Origin of the sequence: Paenibacillus mendelii (assembly GCF_024498075.1) — a bacterium.
Taxonomy (GTDB): domain Bacteria; phylum Bacillota; class Bacilli; order Paenibacillales; family Paenibacillaceae; genus Paenibacillus_Z; species Paenibacillus_Z mendelii.
In genome coordinates, this window is record NZ_JANHOF010000003.1 from 516,699 (window position 1) to 534,848 (window position 18,150).

Genomic DNA, 18,150 nt, shown 5'->3' on the forward strand with positions numbered 1-18,150 from the left:
TTTTAGGGCGAAGGAAATAGAATATAATCTCAAGTACCTTTGCGCATCTTTTGTTATCGCTAAAGGAATATATATTCAATATACATACGCCGAAATCGTCATCAGGTTGTTTTCTCATAGGGGGTCCTTTGTGCTATAGTTGTCATAGAATTTGTTTGTGGAGGGATCAAGTTGCAGCGTATGACGAGTATGACGAAGAAGACCCGCTTTGCTGGAATCCTGCTCATGATTATGTTATTGTCTTCTATCCTGACTGCTTGTGGATCAAGTGCTGATTTGACGGTATTCATCATGCCCAGGGAGCATCTGCCGGACGGCGTCTCCGAGAAGGTCGAAGAGAAGCTGCAGAAGGCGTTCGGCGAAGACAAGAAAATGGCGGTTCATGGTACACCTATGTACAATGATCAAAAAATGATCGTTGAGCTGGCTGCAGGCGGCAATGGAATTATGATTCTTCCTAAAGAAGTTCTCGAGAACATGATGGCGCAGGGGGCGGCCGTACAGCTGGACCAATGGTTCAAGACGGAGGATTATCCCGAAGGCGTCATGGAAAGCGTAGTTGGCGACAAAGACAGTGAGAAGAAGGTAACCGCTCTATTCGCGCTTCCGGTCGAGAAAATTCCTGTTTTCAAAGAAGCGGGCTACGAAGAGAAAGATATGTTCATATTCATCCCGGCGAATGCGCCCGATGAGGAATTATCCGTCGAGGTATTAAAGGAGATTGTAAAACCATGAAGCTCTATACACAATCAGGCGATGGCGGCAAGACGTCTGTTATTGGCGGCCGCGTGAGTAAAGACGATAGCCGTGTGGAAGCTTACGGCACACTGGATGAGTTGAACTCTTTTGTTGGACAAGCTGCGGCTGTTGCAGCGAAGACAGGCGTACTGGACGAGCTCGTGCAGGAGCTGCTCGAGATCGCGCAGGAGCTGTTTGACTGTGGCTCCGACCTGGCTTTCGTCGATCCGGAAGGACGTACATTCAAGATTACGGCTGAGCCGGCGGAGCGTCTGGAGGAGTGGATAGATGCCCATGTGGACCAAGCGCCCGAACTCACCAAATTCATCCTGCCGGGCGGAAGTGAAACGTCGGCTCTGCTTCATGTTTGCCGAACGGTATGCCGCAGAGCGGAGCGCCGCATCGTCACGCTCACAGCAGATATCGCAATCAATGAGGACGTTCTCAAATATATCAACCGGTTATCCGATTATTTCTTTGCAGCGGCTAGATCGGCTAATGCCAAGCTAGGCGTACCGGATACGGAATATGTACGCAGTGCGGACGTATTCAAGAAACGGAAATGATCATGAAATATTATGAGCCGCTTGCCGTACACGTGAAGATCGAAGAGGATGGGATGACAGTACGGAAGGTGCTGGAGCGAAACCTCGGAGTGTCCCGCAAGCTGCTCTCGCGCTTGAAGCTGACGGATGAAGGCATTACGGTCAATGGCTGCCGCGTCTATACGTCGGCGCGCGTCAAGCAGGGGGATTACATCGAGCTTCGTATGGAGCAGGAACGATCCGATGATATTTTGCCGGAGCCTATTCCACTCGATATTGTTTATGAAGACCGGGAGCTGCTCATCCTCAACAAGCCGCCTGGCATTGTCGTACACCCGACACATGGCCACTATACAGGAACATTGGCGAACGGTGTCGTTTATCACTGGCAGGAACGCGATGAGCGGGTGCGCTTTCGACCGATCCATCGATTGGATCAAGATACCTCGGGTCTGCTGGCCATTGCCAAAAATCCTTACATTCATCAACAATTGTCCGAGCAGATGCATGCAGGCGATGTATTAAAATCTTACCTTGCTTATGTATACGGTTCTCCTGGCACTGCGAAAGGCACGGTCGACGCTCCGATCGATCGTGACCCCGACTCCCCCCACGTCCGAACGGTTCTGGAGAGCGGCTATCCCTCAGTTACCCATTATGAGACCGAAGCCGTATATCGCGGCGGCGAAGCCGCGAAAGTAAAGCTGAGGCTGGAGACGGGCCGCACCCATCAGATTCGCGTGCACATGAAGCACATCGGCTGCCCGTTAATTGGTGACGGCATGTATGGCTATGCCGCCAGTCCAGGCGAAGGCGGTAGTCCGGAGCTCGAGGCCGCCGTTAACCGGCAGGCGCTGCATGCGGCAGTCCTTGGAATGACGCATCCTATTAGCCGCAAGTGGATGGAGTGGGAAGCGCCGCTGACGGAGGATTTAAGCAAGCTGGAAGCCATGTTGAAGGCAACGAACGAATAGGAGCTGTAAGCAGATGAAGAAGTCAAACCGATTGACTGTTTATGAATATCCACGCTGCGGCACTTGCCGCAGTGCGTTAAAATGGCTCAAGGCCAAGGAATATGAAATCGAGTCTCACGATATATTTGAAACCGCACCAGATGCTGAGACGATAGAGGCGCTTATCGCCAAGAGCGGTCTGGATATCAAGAAATTTTTCAATACATCTGGTGAGGTTTATAAAGAAATGGGATTGAAGGATAAGCTCGCGGGAATGAGCCGCCAAGAGAAGATTGAGCTGTTAGCCTCGAATGGCCGTCTAATTAGGCGTCCAATCGTTGTTGAAGGTGACCGCATAACTGTCGGCTTTAAGGAAGACGAATACGAACGGGTATGGGGTTAATGATCCTTTGTTATTCAACGCGATTGAAGCCATAAGGAGGATTCTACAGTGATGTCGAAACGATGGCGGGCTGACCGGCTTGGACGGCTCGGCTCGTCTATTTTTGCGGAAGTAGATGGTTGGAAGCGGGAAGCGCGTCAGGCGGGTCATGAGGTTATCGATCTAAGTATCGGGAGTCCGGATGCTCCTCCATCCGAGACGGTTAGAAGAGTCCTTGCCGATGCAGCTCTGAGGCCGGATTCATATGGATACCCAGGCTCTAAAGGGAGCCCTGCATTCCTGAATAAAGCTGCGGAGTGGCTGGCATACCGGTTTGGCGTGCAGGTGGACCCGGAGCAAGAGCTGCTGTCCCTGATGGGGTCGCAGGATGGTCTGGGCCACTTAGCGCTAGCTCTCTGTAACCCGGGGGATATCGCGCTCATTCCAGACCCGGGATACTCTATCTATGCTGCGGGCTTGGCGGTTGCCGGCGTTGAGCCGTATTTGATGCCGCTGAAGGCGGAGAACGGCTTCTTGCCGGACTTTAATCGGATTCCGGAAGAGGTGTGGAAGCGAACGAAGTTTATGCTGCTGAACTATCCAAGCAATCCGGTATCGGCTGTTGCGGATCTCGGCTTCTTCCAAGAAGCGGTGGCGGCTGCTAAGCGGCATGAGGTTCTGATCGTGCATGACTTGGCTTACTCGGAGATGGCATTCGACGGATATCGCCCACCGAGTATTCTTCAAATCCAGGGGGCCTTGGACTGCGCAGTAGAATTCCATTCGTTATCCAAGAGCTTCAATATGGCTGGCAGCCGGATCGGATTTCTAGCTGGTAACCGCGAGGCGGTTGGAGCGTTGAGAGAGTTGAAGGGCAATATCGATTATGGCATCTTCAGCCCTGTTCAGGAGGCTGCTATAGCTGCACTCGAAGAAGATATACGGGGTGTGAATGAGCCGGTAGCAGCCTTGTACCAACGCCGGCGTGATGTCTTGCTGCAGGCGCTGCGTACAGAAGGCTGGGAGATCCCGGTCCCTAAGGCAACTATGTTTGTGTGGGCGCCGCTGCCCGCCATGGAGTGGGGGCTGTCGGAAGGTTGGAGCTCCCGTCGAATTTCCCGGGAAATGTTAATTCGGTACGGTGTTGCGGTTATACCGGGCGATGCTTTCGGCCAAGAGGGCGAAGGCTATGTACGGATTGCTCTGGTGAACGATGAAGAGCTGCTGATCGAAGCAGCCAGCCGTATGGTGAGATTTATTCGCGGGGAGTAAGCGGCTTTAAATGCTGCGCCGTATCCTGTGCAAGGTTCTAAGGGAGTCAATTGATTGACTTGAACATTAACTAAGATGAAGTATTAGATGATCCCGTCACGACTATCGATTGGAGTTCTGTAAAGCAGATGCTTAACAGGGCTCTTTTTGATGCGTATTTTCCAAGTGATCGTATTTCTATTTAATCCCTATCAATCTAGAAAAAACGAACGAAAGGTACAACTAGCGGAGCAGGAAGAATGATTCGTAAAGAAGCGTTAGCGGTCGCCTTTGTTCCCGGATTCCAACCTAATATAAGAAATTTAAAGGAATCCGGGAACAACAGCGATCGGAAGAACATTCTGCCTGCGCAGCGGTTTGTGCGTGTGGCATTATCCAATTATTGATGGGATCTTCAAGGCCCTATTCCATGGAAACAATGCTATAATGAGAGAAAACATTATGGGAGCGATTACCCGTGACCGAACTGAACGGCCCAATGGAAACTATGAAGGATTCACCGAATAATAGAGTATTGATCGTAGATGGAATGGCATTATTGTTTCGAGCTTTCTATGGAACATCTTATACCGGATATATTCGCAAGACGAAAGCTGGACTGCCAACAAACGCCGTGTACGGCTTCATTCAATATTTTTTTGATGCCGTCCAAACGTTTAAACCAACACATGTGATATGCTGCTGGGATATGGGGAGCAGTACATTCCGTAATGAGAGCTTCTCGGAGTATAAACAAAATCGTATGGAAGCCCCGTTAGAGCTTATTCCGCAATTTGATCTAGTGAAAGAGGTCGTAGCTGAAATGGGCGTTCCGAATGTTGGAATCGTCGGCTACGAAGCAGACGATTGCATCGGTACTTTGTCTGCGCAGCTGGGAACAGACTCGGAAGTTTACATACTGACAGGTGACCATGATATGCTTCAATTGATTACCGAACGGGTCAAAGTCGTTATTATGAAAAAAGGCAGATCCAATTACGCGGTCTATGACCTCGAAACCTTGCTGGCCGAGAAACAATTAACGCCGCTGCAGGTCATTGATATGAAGGGATTCATGGGGGACACCGCCGATAATTATCCGGGTGTGAAAGGGATTGGCGAGAAGACGGCGCTTAAGCTGATTCTTGAATATCAATCTATCGAGGGCTGCTTGGCGTGTCTGGACCAGCTTCCCAAGAGCATCCAGGCCAAAATCTCAGCCAATCTGGACATGCTCCATCTGTCACGGGATTTGGCTCGAATCCGGCTTGATGTACCCATCTCGTGCAGCCTGACAGAGTGTCTCTGGAACCTGCAGCGTGAGGCTGCGGCGAGAAAGTTCGAAGAGCTGGAGTTTGGCGGACTCGTCAAGATCCTGGGAGAAATCGAGGAAGTCATTGAAGAAGCAGTGGAAGAGGAGATGGACCTGTTCTCACTTGCCGTACAAGAAGCAGCGGCTTCAAGAGAAGAATCCTAACCTGGCAGAACGACAGAGTAAGGCAGAAGATCCCGGTTCAATAAATTGAAGTGCACCCCTTAGAATAGACATTGGAAAATGGTACTCCGATGAAATTCTATAGGGGTGCATTTTATTAGGCCAGTGACCGTATGGATGGCGGAGAACCGATTGTGTATGACCACAAAAGAAACGATAGGAAGATTAGTTTTTTGACAAATTCAACAAAAACTAACTCTGTTATTATTGATTATGTTAATAGGACGGCTGTTAACAAGGATGGAGATTGCAACGTCATACGACCATTAGAAAAGAGGAGATTATAATGGATCGTCATCATCAGATAAGGACCGATGCTAAGGAAATCGAACGAAGTATGATCGAAGCACGCCGCGATTTTCATTTAAATCCAGAGCTTAGCTTTAAGGAGTCTAGAACTGCGGGTATCGTGGCTGACAAATTGAAAGCGCTTGGAATGGAGGTTCATACGAATATTGGCGGTTATGGAGTCGTTGGTGAACTTCATGGAAGCCGTCCGGGGAAACGAATCGCGTTAAGAGCAGATATGGATGCGCTTCCAATTGACGAGCAAACGGGGCTGCCATTCGCTTCTACTACACCCGGAGTGATGCACGCCTGCGGCCATGATGCCCATACCGCAATTTTATTGGGGGCTGCCGAATTGATAGCAGGGCGGAGGGACCGGCTGTCAGGATCGGTCCGTTTTCTCTTTCAATCAGCGGAAGAGATATTAGCTGGTGCGGTTGCAATGATAAAGGATGGCGCTATGGAAGGTGTGGATGAAATTTACGGCTTGCATAATCTTCCTTCCCTCACAGCGGGTAAGATAGCCGTAAAATCTGGCGTGCTGATGGCTGCAATTGATCGAATCGAAATACGCATTATCGGTAAAGGCGGACACGGCGGGTATCCGGATGCTTGTTGTGACCCGATTGTCGCTTCATCGGCTGTCGTGATGGGGCTTCAACAAATTGTTAGCAGGGAAATCGCTCCACATCAAGCTGCAGTCGTTTCGCTGGGCACGATTCATGGGGGAACCGCAAACAACATCATTCCTGACGATGTAGAACTAACGGGAACAATCCGTACGATGGATCCCGAGGTTAGACGATCAATGCCTGAGCGGCTGAAACGAATTATCGAAGATATTTGCCGCGCTTATCGCTGCACGGCACAATTAACTTATATCGAACAAGTGAGGGAAGTAGACAATGATGAGGCTTGTACGAGCCATGTTCGGGAGATTGCTGCTGAGCTTTTCGGAGCAGAGGCTTGTCAAAGCATCGTTCCTTTCACGTATGGCGAAGATTTTGCCGAACTTATGAATCTAAGCAAAGGCTGCTTCTTCTGGCTTGGTTCTGGCCCTCAAGAAAATCCGGAACGAGCATTCGGGCTGCATAGCTCCAAGCTGAACGTGGACGAATCCTGTCTCGCTGTTGGAGCGGCCATGTTTGCAGGAATAGCCATCCATCGACTCGCATTCGAGGGGTGCAGGAGCGAATAGCTCTTATGCCCCTCCTTTTCAGTTGATAGATCCTCTATAACCGAGTGGCTCATTAGCGGTTATTAGGTATTGTTTTGCCGAAGCGAATCCAGATAAGCTGCTGTTCTCCAGTGATGCTGCATTCAATAGCTTGACCTGGGATATCGGCAGCATTCTGTATTCCCGCGTTTCCGAAGAAATGAAAGAAAAGGTACTGGGCCTGAATGCATGGCGATTGTTGAAGAGTTTTGTTCCATCCAAATATACTTATTACGGGAAGCGGGGATAACGATGCAAACAATGACAAAAAAACGGATAGCGGCCATTATTACGGAGTATTGGGACATTTCGCATGCGGATGTGATTATTACGAAAATGCTTGAGGGGTTCACGATGGATGGGCGCCAATACACGTCTACTATTGATATTGTTTCGATGTACGTGGATAAATTTCCTGAGAATGATATAAGCCGTGATTTGGCTGCAAAGCATAACATTCCTTTGTATGGAACGATCGAGGATGCATTGAAGTGTGGCGGCAAGGCTTTTGATCTTGACGGGATCATTATTATAGGCGAACATGGCGATTATCCGACTAATGAAATTGGCCAAATTCTTTATCCTAGACGGGCGTTTTTTGAAGCTTGCTTAACTGTCATGGTGGAGAACAATCATATCGTTCCTATTTATTCCGATAAGGGCTTTGCTGTTACGGGAGAAGATGTCAAGTGGGTATATAAGCAAATTAAGCAGCATCATATCCCGTTCTTCTCAAGCTCTGTTGTTCCTTTTGCACATCAATATCCGGCAAGTCAGCCGCATCCCAATGGAGCTCCACTACATAAAATGTTCGGGTTTGCTTATGGCGATGTAGAGAGATATACGTATCACACGCTAGAAATGATGCAATCTCTAGCTGAGAATCGAGCTTGTGGAGAAAGTGGAATTACTGCTGTGAGAGCGTATGAGGGTGAGGCAGCCCGTGAGAAGCTGCTAGGAGCAGAGTGGGGTCAATTATATAGAAGTCTCGGTTCATTTATCAATCTAATCGATATAGAGAAAATGCCATACAGCTTGACTCATCCCCTCTTCTTCGAAGTGGATTATGTGGATGGTTTAAGAACAGGCATGCTGTATGCAGAGCAAGAAGTGCGTGACTTTGCATGTGCTAGTCAGATGTATGAAGATTCAGAGCCTTTTTGTACGGAATTTTACTTGCAGCCTGGAAAACCATATATTCATTTTGGGATATTAGTGTTGGAGATTGAAAAATTCTTTCATACCTCCCGACCTCCATTTCCGGTTGAACGTTCTTATTTAACGAGTGGAGCATTAGACGCCTTGATGAAGGCTATACACCATAAAGAGGAAGTCGTAACTCCGCATTTACGTGTGAAATATTAATTAGCTATCAGGGTTGGAGATGTTTATACCTAATTAGGGAGGGATATGTGCGATGAAGGAGGGCGGAGTGAAAGCGGCATTTGCGTAGAAGGCTTAGATTTGCATGTGCAGGAACATTTGATGGGGAGATGAAAAACATGAATGCATTAAAAGGTCATGTAGCCGTCAGAAGTGTTCTTCGCACCCAACACAGCACATTTGACGGGGGCTGGTATGGATGTGGCCAGTCTAATTCGTTGACATAAGGAGCGGGTCGCCTATGTTCATCTGAAGGATCTGGCACCTAAAGATCCGAATATCGAAGCTCACCTATGCTGCTGGGCAATGAAGCTTTGCCTGATTTTTGCGAGCTTGGGCTTGGAGTGATCGATTTCCCTCCTTTCATCGACGGCTTGAATGAAATCGGTTATGCGGGTTGGCTAACTGTCGAAATCGACCATTCTCCCTATTCCGCTCTGCGTAGCTTGAAATATGCCATAATATGGATCATAAGAATTTATGATAGAATGGATTTGTGATAGGGCCTTGTCATTTGTAAGAAACTCGCTGATCTCTTAAAATACTGATCCGAAGAAGAGTCTTGGGAACTCCCAGTGACTCTCTTTTTTGTGCTTGGAGTTAACACGATCCGATACGATGCGAAGCTAGGAATGATATTGACCGCACTTAAGGAAGGCTTCATCCGCCTCTAATCATTCGTTAAGGTTCGTCAATTAGAATAGGTCTGCTGGCTATATACGTGAATGAGCCTGACTTAAAGGGGCAGATCAATTGAGAATTTTAGTGATCGAAGATGACCGTCCGCTGCTCGATGCGGTGACGACGCTGTTGAAGGAAGAAGCGTACCAAGTGGATGAGGCGGATAATGGCTCAGATGGATTGTATTTCGCGCAGCAGCGAGTCCATGACCTGATCGTGCTGGACGTCATGCTGCCCGGTATGGGCGGATTGGCTGTTCTAAGTGAGCTGAGGGCGCAAGGGATTAAGATACCGATCCTCCTGCTTACGGCGCGTGACAGCGTGGAGGATCGCGTGAAGGGGCTGGATGGCGGCGCAGACGATTATCTGGTCAAGCCCTTTGCGACGCCGGAGCTGCTGGCACGGATCAGGGTGCTGCTGCGCCGACTTTCTCTCGGCGCGCCGGACGGAGAACTCCAATATGGACAGCTTACAGTGAAATGTTCCTTCATGGAGGGTTATGTGAACGGTGGACCGCTGAAGCTAACGTTAAAAGAATATGAGCTGTTGGAGTATCTGCTGCTTAATCGGGAGCAGATTCTGACGAAAAATCAGCTGCTTGATCGGGTGTGGGGGATAGACTCCGAAGCGGGCTTGGGAGTGGTCGATGTCTATGTCCATTACTTGCGCAAGAAACTAGCCCCTTCGGGATGCGACCGCTATATCCATACGATTCGCGGAGTCGGTTACATGTTAAAGGAGAAAAGCTGATGTTCAATCGTATTCGTGTGCAACTGACGATCCGCAATGCCGCGGTTCTGTTCGTCATTCTGATAACGTTAAATGTGTCCGTCTTTCTTATCATGAAGAAAATGCTATTTGCTCAAATCGATCTATCCATCACGAATTTCAGAGATCAAGTGGTCATGACCGTCCCTGGCATGGCCGCCAGTTCTACCACCTCCGCTGCCTCTATCCTATCGAGTATGAAAAGCGTAATCTATCGCATAGGCCAGATGGATCGGCCGATTATCCAGCTGTATTGGACACAGAATGATCAGACCGTTCCGATGTTAGGCAGTAAGGAGTTTAGCGAAGAGAACCTGAAGCTGCTCCAGCCGAAACGGTTCGGCTCTTCACCGGAAACCGTCAAGGTGAACAATCAATATTTTCGCGTATTGAATGTGGATAATCCCGGCATCTCGGCAGTGAACGGCATCGACGGAACCTCCTACCAGATCACGACGCAGCAGCTGCTCAGCAATGTTTCCGCGGAAATAGACATGCTGCATCAGCTGCGCAATATTCTATTGTTCGGTGGAAGCGTGGGGCTGATTGCCGCAGTTGCAGCCGGATTTTACTTGGCGAATCGAGCGCTTATTCCGATCCGCCGCGCCCTTGAGAAGCAGCAGCAGTTTGTCTCGGATGCCTCTCATGAGCTGCGGACCCCCCTTGCTGTTATTCAAGCGCATACGGAGCTCTTGCTGCGTCACCCCGATCATACGATCGAGCAGGACAGCAGGCATATCTCCAACGTCCTGCAGGAAGCCCGGCGAATGAGCAAGCTGGTCGGCGGTCTTCTGACATTGGCTCGTACGGACTCGAACCAGCTGGAGCTGGAACGGAAGCCAATCCAATTTGACCGGATTGTTCAAGAGAGCGTGAATAAGATGCAGATGCTGGCCGAGCTGAAGGACATTATATTACATACCGAAATCGACTCGCCCATCCCGATGGAAGCGGATGAGGAGCGCCTTCATCAGCTGCTTGTGACCGTGCTCGATAATGCGATCAAATATACGCCCGAAGGCGGCGTTGTCCGTGTGATCTGCAGCAAGTTCGCTCACTCCGTGCAGCTCGAGGTGGAGGATACTGGAGTCGGGATCTCAGCCGATAATTTACCGCATGTCTTCGATCGGTTCTACCGCGGCGATAAAGCCCGAACGAGGCAGGAAGGCGGTACCGGCTTGGGCCTCGCGATCGCCAAGTGGATCGTGGAACGGCATGGCGGCAAGATCCGGCTGGAGAGCAAGCCCTTAATCGGTACACGTGTTTATATCACATTGCCGATATAATGTGCAGCCAGAATGTGAAGGGCTTTGACCCTTGCCGACACTGCAGACAGTCAGGGATTTATCCTGGACTGTCTTTTTTTATGCTCTGCTCACGAAATTTTAAGCAAACATTCAGCTTCTCTAACCGATTTCTAAAGATCCGCCACCATACTTGGGAAGAAATCTATTAAACGCGGAGGGTGATCGAGTGAGGAAGAATGGGATGAGAAAATCGGGGCTGTTGACATGGGCTCTTGTGTGGGTGGTTGCGCTGTCGGCATGCACTTCGTCGGGCGGCAAGGAGGAAGCGGCATTAAGCGGCTTGGACAGAGAGGACAAGGGATCGCTGAAGGTCGCTTATTTTAACGAAGAGGCCTTTTATATGCAATATGGCAATGCGTTTCAAGCGATGTACCCCAATATCCAATTGGAGGTCGTCTCGACGGAATCGGTGTTTAATGCCGAGGACCCGGTGGCCGAGATGGAGAAGCTTCTCCAGGAGCAGCAGCCGGATGCGATATACTTGACGGAAGAGCAGTATGCCGAGCTTGCGAAGAAGGGGCTGTTGTATGACCTGGATGCCGTCGTCAAACAGGATCAGTTCGACCTGGACGGCTTCCTGCCCTCTGTCATCGAGCTGCTCAAAGCAAGGGGAGGCGGCAAGCTGTACGGGCTAAGCCCGAATTTCTCCAGTCAAGCGCTCTATTATAACAAAGACATGTTCGATCAATATGGCATTCCGTATCCGACGGATGGCATGAGCTGGGATGAGGTGCTGCAGCTGGCAGCGCGCTTCCCTGTTAAGAAGGACGAAGACGACGCCTTGAATGGCCTGTTCCAATCCTCCCAGACGTCTGACCTGTTTGAGCTGATCCGTACAATTGGCCAAGCTAAAGGGCTGATATATGCGGATTCGGATGCCGGGACGGTTTCGATCGAGTCGCCGGAATGGAAGGCGATCTTCCAATCGGTCATCGACGGCTACAAATCAGGCAGCATTTCGATGCCATCCGATGGCGGGGGCGCGGGGGGAGCAGCAACGATGCGCAGTATGGGCGGTAAAATGACGGTTCGAATCGGAGGAGACTCCATGCGGTTCATGTCCGGTCAAGCCGCGATGACCATCGACGGTCCTATGATTATGAACTTTATGGGAATGAATATGAAAATGGGCGGAGGTGCCGTGGCGGCGGAGAGTAGTAAAAGCTCAGGCTCTGGAGGTAAGGTCGAGAGCCCATTCAAGGATATCAATTGGGATGTCGTGACGATTCCCGTCGATCCCTCTCAGCCTGATGTAACGGGTAGCATGAGTCTAGAGAGCGTATTCTCAATTAATGCTACATCCGAAAGCTTGCCCGCAGCCTGGGAGTTTGTGAAGTATGCCAATGGCGAGCAGCTGGCCAAGACGGGCTCCATGTCATCCCCTTCGTTATCGTCCAGAACCGCTTTCAAGAAAACGATGGAAGGGAAAAACCTGGACGCCTTCTATTCCCTGGGAGCTAATTCGCAAATTCTGCTGCAAACACTGCCTGAAGGCTTCGCAGATTCTTTCGCACAGCTGGCATCCGGGCAGATCAAGAAGGTGGTGGAAGGGGCGCAATCCGTAGACGATGCCCTCAAGGCGATCCAAACGCAAGGGCAGAACCTCCTTACGAAAGCGAACGTGGAGGCTGGACAGGGATAATGGCTCAGGTGAAGGATGAGTCTTTCCTCGAGGTGCGGAATGTGCATCGAAGCTTCTGGAGCGGCGGAGGACGGGTCGATGTGTTGAGAGGGATCGATATGTCGGTTCCATCCGGTGCGCTGACAATGCTTCGGGGACGTTCGGGCTCGGGGAAGACAACGCTGCTTAACTTACTCGGAGGTCTCGATCGCCCGTCAGCGGGGGAAGTGTTGTTTAAGAATCGGGCCCTGCATCAGTGGAGCGACAGGCAGTTAACGGTCATACGCAGGCAGGAGATCGGGTATATCTTCCAATCATACGCCCTGCTGCCGCTGCTTACGGCATGGGAGAATGTCGAGCTTAGCTTGCGAATGGCAGGTACATCGAGGACCCAATGGAAAGAGAGAGTGGCCCGCTGCCTGGAGCTTGTAGGCTTAACCAAACGGATGCACCATCGTCCGTCCGAGCTATCCGGAGGCGAGCAGCAGCGGGTTGCCATTGCCAAAGCAATGGCTCACCGGCCGCATCTCCTGCTGGCGGACGAGCCGACGGCAGAGCTCGATTCACAGATGGCGGCACATATTATCGCGATATTTCGAGATATCGTGGAAGCAGAAGGAATTGCGATCTGCATGACCACACATGATTCTACTTTATGGGGGGCGGCAGATGTTGTCTATCAAATGGTTGATGGCCGGATCGTTACGCAGTAGAAGGAAGGGAGCAGCTGGGCGGCTCTTAGCTGCGGCGGTGAGCGTGTCGCTCATCGCCGGTTGTTCCATACTTCCGCAGGAAGAAGAAGTCGAGAAGCTGCCGACGATTCAGATTCCTAAAATATCGCAGAAACCGGAGTATCCGGTTAAGCGCGGTACCTTGGAGACCAAAGTGAGCGGATCCGGCAAGCTGATGTCCGAGCGGGAGGAAATTCTATTTTTTACGGATGACAACCGCCGAATTACGGATGTTTATGTGAAGGCTGGAGATAAGGTGAAGAAGGGGCAGGTGCTGGCCGAGCTCGATACGGGAGATAGGAAGAATCAAATCCTCCGTAAGGAAATTGAATTGGAGAAGACCGAGCTCGATTTGAAGGATTTGCTTCGCGAAGCGTCTGGAGACAATGAGATTCTGCTTCGTAAACAAGAGCTTGAATATAAATTGCAGAAGGAAGAGCTGGCAGAATTGCGGAGCGAGCTTGCCAATTCGAAGCTGACCGCTCCCTACAGCGGCACAATAGTCAGCTTCTCGGCCAAGAAAGGCGATATGGCGAAGTCATATGAGAAGGTAGGTCAAATTGCGGATATGGACGCCCTCGTCGTGGCGGTTCAATTCAGCTCGAATGATCTGAAGAATATTGCGCCGGGGATGGAAACGGTGGTGGGGATCAACACGGCCGGCGACCATGCGGGTACGGTAAGAAGGCTGCCGGTAAGCACCGAGCAGGAGGAAGCCGACTCCCTTGATTCGTATGCCCTGATCGATCTGAAGAAGATGCCCGCGAACGTCCAGCACGGAACGCCGCTATCCGCTTCCGTCATCATCGAACGAAGGGAGAAAGCGCTGTATATTCCAATTGCGGCGCTTCGGAAGCAGAACAACCGCAGCTATGTGCTCGTATCGAATAGCGACGGCAGCAAGGGTGAGGTAGACGTGGAAACAGGCGTACAGACGGCCACGGATGTAGAAATCATTAAAGGGCTTGAGGAAGGCCAGAAGGTCGTGGGGAAATAATGCGGATCATCGTCTATCTTCTCCTGAAAATGTGGCAAAATCGCTGGTTTACGCTCACTACGATGCTTGGGCTGACAGTAGCGGCGGCATTCGCGATGAGTATTCCGATGTATGCCGACGGCACATTGAAGCGGCTTGTCGCGAAGTCTCTTCAGGAAGAGACGAAAGGACTGCCCGCAGCATCTCTCTATATCAAATTTCAGTCAGGCGGCAAGGAGGGTACCGACTTAGACGGGCTCGGGGAGACGGATCGCTGGATGACCGGGGAGCTTCCCGACCGCATCGGATTTCCGGTTGACGCCACTTCCAGCCGAATGAGCCTTGCGGCATCTACGGTGCGATCCGCCCAAACAGGCGCTGGAAGCTCCTCCAGCCGGTTAGTTCGCATGGAGCTTGCCGCGCAAAACGGAATGACGGATCGAATTGAGATCGTGGAAGGGAAGCTGCCTCGGGACGGTATTCAGCAAGGATCCGTTGAAGCTCTTGTGCTGAGCGAGACGTTAACCCGAAACGGCTGGAGGATCGGCGATACCTTCTATTATGACGCCAAGAATGCGGATGGGCTGACCAAGCGGCTGACCGTGCGAATAGCCGGCACGTATAAATTGAAAGAGGAAACCGATCTAAGCTGGGCGATCAACGGAAAAGAACAATTGGCCGATACCTTGCTCATCGGCCGCGGGACGATGACAGACACGTTGATCAAGGAGAAGCAATTCGTATTGGATTCAGCCGACTGGTTCTATGCTTTCGATCTGAAAGAGATTCGAATCGCCGATCTTGCGCCGCTCATCGGCGAGCTGCAGCGGCTGGAGATCAATCTGCACCAGATGCTGGAGAACACCAAGGTTAACTTAACGTTCATAGACATGCTCCGCGAATTCAATCGCCAGAGCGTCCTGCTGCAGGCGATGCTATTCGCGCTCGCTGCACCGGTTCTCGCGATGGTGCTGTATTTTATTACCTTGAACGCGAAGCAAGCGCTTGACCGCCAGAGAAGCGATATTGCTGTGCTGCACAGCAGAGGGGCGAGTCCAAGGCAAATCACCGCGCTCTATTTCATCGAAGCTGCTCTGCTGGGAGGCGCGGCCCTGCTGATTGGACTTGGACTGGCTTGGTTTATGGCCAAGACGATAGGTTCCTCCAGCGGGTTCCTCTCCTTCGTCGGCCGCAAGTCGATCCCGGTCGGATGGAACAGAGCCGTCTGGCTATTCGGAGGCGCTGCAACGATGCTCGCCGTAATAGCCACGACAGCGCCGATCCGAAAGTACGCGGAGGCCTCAATCGTACAGCATGCCCAGCAGCGGGCCCGCAGCGGCAGAAATCCGCTCTGGCAGCGGCTGTACTTGGATGTCGCGCTGCTGGCTGCAGTCGCAGCGGGCTGGTACCTGCTGGACAACGGTCAAATTTCTTCAACTGGCCAGAGCGGGGAAGCAGCGCAGATTCAGCCGTTCATCTTCGTTATCCCGGCATTGTTCTTATTCGCCTCGGGCTTGCTGTGTCTTCGGTTGTTCCCGATGCTGCTCCGTTCCTGGAATGCGCTAATGAAGAATCGCATGCCGGTAACGATGTATGTCACCTTGACGCAGCTGTCCCGCTCGGCGGTATCGTTCTATCCGCTTATGATTCTATTGATTATTACGATTGGGCTTGGGGTCTACAATGCATCGGCTGCACGGACAATGGATGTTAATGCGTCGGATCGCACGAGCTATCAATATGGCAGCGACGTTGTACTGAAGGCGGCTTGGGAAGGGGTTCAGGATGAGAACGATGAGAACAAGGTCTACTACAATGAGCCCTCCTTCCAAGCTTATTCGCAATTAGAAGGGGTAAAGGCTGCCACTCGGGTCATGAAGGCGACCGGCAAAGTGGAGATTAGCGGCAAGACGGTCGGCATGGGGCAGGTCGTCGGCATCGACAACGCGCAGTTCGCTAAGACGGCTTGGTTTCGTGACGACCTTTATCCGATCCACCCTTACGAGTATCTCAATGCTCTGGGTGCAACGGAGCAAGCGGTGCTGATATCTGCTGGATTCGCGGAGCAATACGGATTGAAGGTCGGCGATCCGCTGCGAATCACGATAGGCTATGACAAAGCGGTGGTGGAATTAGCAGTGGTTGGAATTGTACCCTACTGGCCAAGCCAGTACCCGGGAGAGTCGCCGTTCTTTGTGGCCAATTTGGATTATCTGTATCAGCAAATGGAGAAAATTCCATATGAAATATGGATGAAGATGGAAGACGGCGCGAAGCTTACGCCCGTTCTTGAGATACTGGCGGAGCGCGGCATAACAGTTGCTTCCGCGGAGGATGCCCGCGGAGAACTCATCGAGCGGCGCAATCACCCCGCGCAAGGCGGCGTCTTCGGCATACTAAGCCTCGGATTCCTCATCTCCCTGCTCGTATCGCTTCTGGGTTATCTGATTTTCTGGTTCTTCACTCTATCGCGCCGGGTTGTCCAGTTCGGCATATTAAGGGCTATGGGACTCTCACGCAGTCAATTAACCGGAATGCTGCTGCTCGAGCAGCTGTTCACGACGGGTTTATCAGTCGCGGCGGGAATTGGTCTTGGTACATTGGCAAGCCGGCTATTTCTGCCGTTCCTGCAGGACGGAAGCGTGGAAGGAACAAGGCAGGTGCCGCCGTTTCGGATCGTGTTCGAAGCGGAGGATACGCTTAAGCTGTACATGGCTACCGGCATCATGCTAGCGGCAGGTGCGTGCTTGCTCATCCTGCAGCTTCGGCGTCTGCGAATCTCGCAGGCCGTTAAGCTGGGTGAAGAACGATAAGAACAACATGGAGATGGAGGCCATGCGATGATTCATTGCGAAGGTCTGGTGAAAATATATAAAACCGACGACATAGAGGTCGTTGCGCTTCAGGGCTTGAACATGACGGTGGAACAGGGCGAGATGATGGCGATCATCGGTAACAGCGGGAGCGGCAAATCTACGCTGTTGAACATTCTGGGCGGGTTAGACCGGCCCTCTGCCGGCCAAGCGGTCGTAGGTCCTTGGAATTTGCTCAAGATGTCGAAGGAGCATCTCATCGAATACAAACGCAGGACCGTCGGTTTTATCTGGCAAAATAATGGGCGGAATCTGGTGCCCTACCTCACCGCGCTTCAGAATGTCGAGCTGCCGATGCTCATCAAAGGGAAAGCGGACCGCGTCTATGCCAAGCAGCTGCTTGCCGCGGTTGGCTTGGAGCATCGGATGGGCAGCCGGCTGACGCAGCTCAGCGGTGGCGAGCAGCAAAGGGTCGCAATCGCCATTGCGCTGTCCAACCGTCCGCTTCTTATTCTGGCCGATGAACCGACCGGCTCCGTAGACAGCGCAACGGGAGAACAAATTCTAGATATCTTCCGAAGGCTCAACCGGGAAATGGGCGTGACAATCGTAATCGTCACTCATGATCTCTCGGTTGCCGACAAGGTGGACCGTGTAGTGGCCATCCGGGATGGTTTGACCAGTACGGAGTGGGTCAAGCGGGACGCGGATGCCACCGGAGCGAATATGGCCGATGATGCTTCTTCTACGGCGCCAATAGATTCTTCAAGCCCCGGGTTCGGAGCGCAGCATGAAGAATTTGTGGTGATTGACCGCGTTGGCCGGCTGCAGATCCCTCAAGTATACTTAGATGAAATGAAAGTAAGCGGGAAAGCGGTGCTTGAATTCGATGGCAGACGGGTCATCATCAGCCCGCCGGAGGAAACCGGTGATTCACCTGTCCAGATCGTAGAAGAGCGGAGCAAGGAGGATTTCTAGCAAGCGCATAATCCGGACCAACAG

18 protein-coding genes are annotated in these 18,150 nt (G+C 51.5%); all 18 read left to right on the forward strand.

The features are described 5' to 3' along the window. The first annotated feature begins 171 nt into the window (after positions 1-171). Positions 172-735, forward strand: coding sequence for a hypothetical protein (locus NNL21_RS13020; RefSeq protein ID WP_204819406.1), 564 nt, complete (start codon positions 172-174; stop codon positions 733-735). Then, positions 732-1,304 carry a cob(I)yrinic acid a,c-diamide adenosyltransferase gene (locus NNL21_RS13025; protein WP_204819407.1) on the forward strand — a complete coding sequence of 191 codons (573 nt, stop codon included), beginning with the start codon at positions 732-734 and terminating at the stop codon, positions 1,302-1,304. Before NNL21_RS13020 ends, NNL21_RS13025 begins: the two co-directional genes overlap by 4 nt. A gap of 2 nt (positions 1,305-1,306) precedes the next feature. Then, complete coding sequence (locus tag NNL21_RS13030) at positions 1,307-2,257, forward strand: RluA family pseudouridine synthase (RefSeq protein WP_204819408.1); 951 nt, start codon at positions 1,307-1,309, stop codon at positions 2,255-2,257. Positions 2,258-2,270: 13 nt separating this feature from the next. Continuing rightward, entirely contained in the window at positions 2,271-2,639 is a 369-nt protein-coding gene (locus tag NNL21_RS13035) for an arsenate reductase family protein (RefSeq protein ID WP_204819409.1), read from the forward strand. Positions 2,640-2,690: 51 nt separating this feature from the next. Further along, positions 2,691-3,890, forward strand: a complete 1,200-nt coding sequence (locus NNL21_RS13040) for an aminotransferase class I/II-fold pyridoxal phosphate-dependent enzyme (protein WP_204819410.1) — start codon at positions 2,691-2,693, stop codon at positions 3,888-3,890. 239 nt (positions 3,891-4,129) lie between these two features. Beyond that, positions 4,130-4,276 (forward strand): hypothetical protein, encoded by a 147-nt coding sequence (locus NNL21_RS13045; RefSeq protein ID WP_204819411.1) that lies wholly within the window; start codon positions 4,130-4,132, stop codon positions 4,274-4,276. Positions 4,277-4,377: 101 nt separating this feature from the next. Further along, a complete protein-coding gene (locus tag NNL21_RS13050) occupies positions 4,378-5,346 on the forward strand; it encodes a 5'-3' exonuclease (RefSeq protein WP_373567565.1) in 969 nt (322 codons plus the stop codon). Between the two features lie 304 nt (positions 5,347-5,650). Beyond that, positions 5,651-6,850 (forward strand): M20 metallopeptidase family protein, encoded by a 1,200-nt coding sequence (locus NNL21_RS13055; protein WP_204819412.1) that lies wholly within the window; start codon positions 5,651-5,653, stop codon positions 6,848-6,850. Between the two features lie 61 nt (positions 6,851-6,911). Continuing rightward, on the forward strand, positions 6,912-7,118 hold the full coding sequence (locus NNL21_RS36760) for an amidohydrolase family protein (RefSeq protein WP_204819637.1): 207 nt from the start codon (positions 6,912-6,914) through the stop codon (positions 7,116-7,118). Between the two features lie 2 nt (positions 7,119-7,120). Beyond that, on the forward strand, positions 7,121-8,233 hold the full coding sequence (locus tag NNL21_RS13060) for a hypothetical protein (protein ID WP_204819413.1): 1,113 nt from the start codon (positions 7,121-7,123) through the stop codon (positions 8,231-8,233). 311 nt (positions 8,234-8,544) lie between these two features. Continuing rightward, positions 8,545-8,751 carry a hypothetical protein gene (locus tag NNL21_RS13065; RefSeq protein WP_204819414.1) on the forward strand — a complete coding sequence of 69 codons (207 nt, stop codon included), beginning with the start codon at positions 8,545-8,547 and terminating at the stop codon, positions 8,749-8,751. Between the two features lie 253 nt (positions 8,752-9,004). Further along, positions 9,005-9,682, forward strand: a complete 678-nt coding sequence (locus tag NNL21_RS13070) for a response regulator transcription factor (RefSeq protein WP_204819415.1) — start codon at positions 9,005-9,007, stop codon at positions 9,680-9,682. Next, positions 9,682-10,986 (forward strand): sensor histidine kinase, encoded by a 1,305-nt coding sequence (locus tag NNL21_RS13075; RefSeq protein WP_204819416.1) that lies wholly within the window; start codon positions 9,682-9,684, stop codon positions 10,984-10,986. Before NNL21_RS13070 ends, NNL21_RS13075 begins: the two co-directional genes overlap by 1 nt. A 187-nt stretch (positions 10,987-11,173) precedes the next feature. Then, complete coding sequence (locus NNL21_RS13080) at positions 11,174-12,649, forward strand: ABC transporter substrate-binding protein (RefSeq protein WP_204819417.1); 1,476 nt, start codon at positions 11,174-11,176, stop codon at positions 12,647-12,649. Then, entirely contained in the window at positions 12,649-13,341 is a 693-nt protein-coding gene (locus NNL21_RS13085) for an ABC transporter ATP-binding protein (RefSeq protein ID WP_204819418.1), read from the forward strand. Before NNL21_RS13080 ends, NNL21_RS13085 begins: the two co-directional genes overlap by 1 nt. Continuing rightward, positions 13,298-14,356: an efflux RND transporter periplasmic adaptor subunit gene (locus NNL21_RS13090; RefSeq protein WP_204819419.1), complete on the forward strand. Its 1,059-nt coding sequence runs from the start codon at positions 13,298-13,300 to the stop codon at positions 14,354-14,356. The genes NNL21_RS13085 and NNL21_RS13090 overlap by 44 nt, the downstream gene beginning before the upstream one ends. Beyond that, positions 14,356-17,148: an ABC transporter permease gene (locus NNL21_RS13095; RefSeq protein WP_204819420.1), complete on the forward strand. Its 2,793-nt coding sequence runs from the start codon at positions 14,356-14,358 to the stop codon at positions 17,146-17,148. Before NNL21_RS13090 ends, NNL21_RS13095 begins: the two co-directional genes overlap by 1 nt. 27 nt (positions 17,149-17,175) lie before the next feature. Further along, on the forward strand, positions 17,176-18,126 hold the full coding sequence (locus NNL21_RS13100; RefSeq protein WP_204819421.1) for an ABC transporter ATP-binding protein: 951 nt from the start codon (positions 17,176-17,178) through the stop codon (positions 18,124-18,126). The last annotated feature ends 24 nt before the right edge of the window (positions 18,127-18,150 follow it).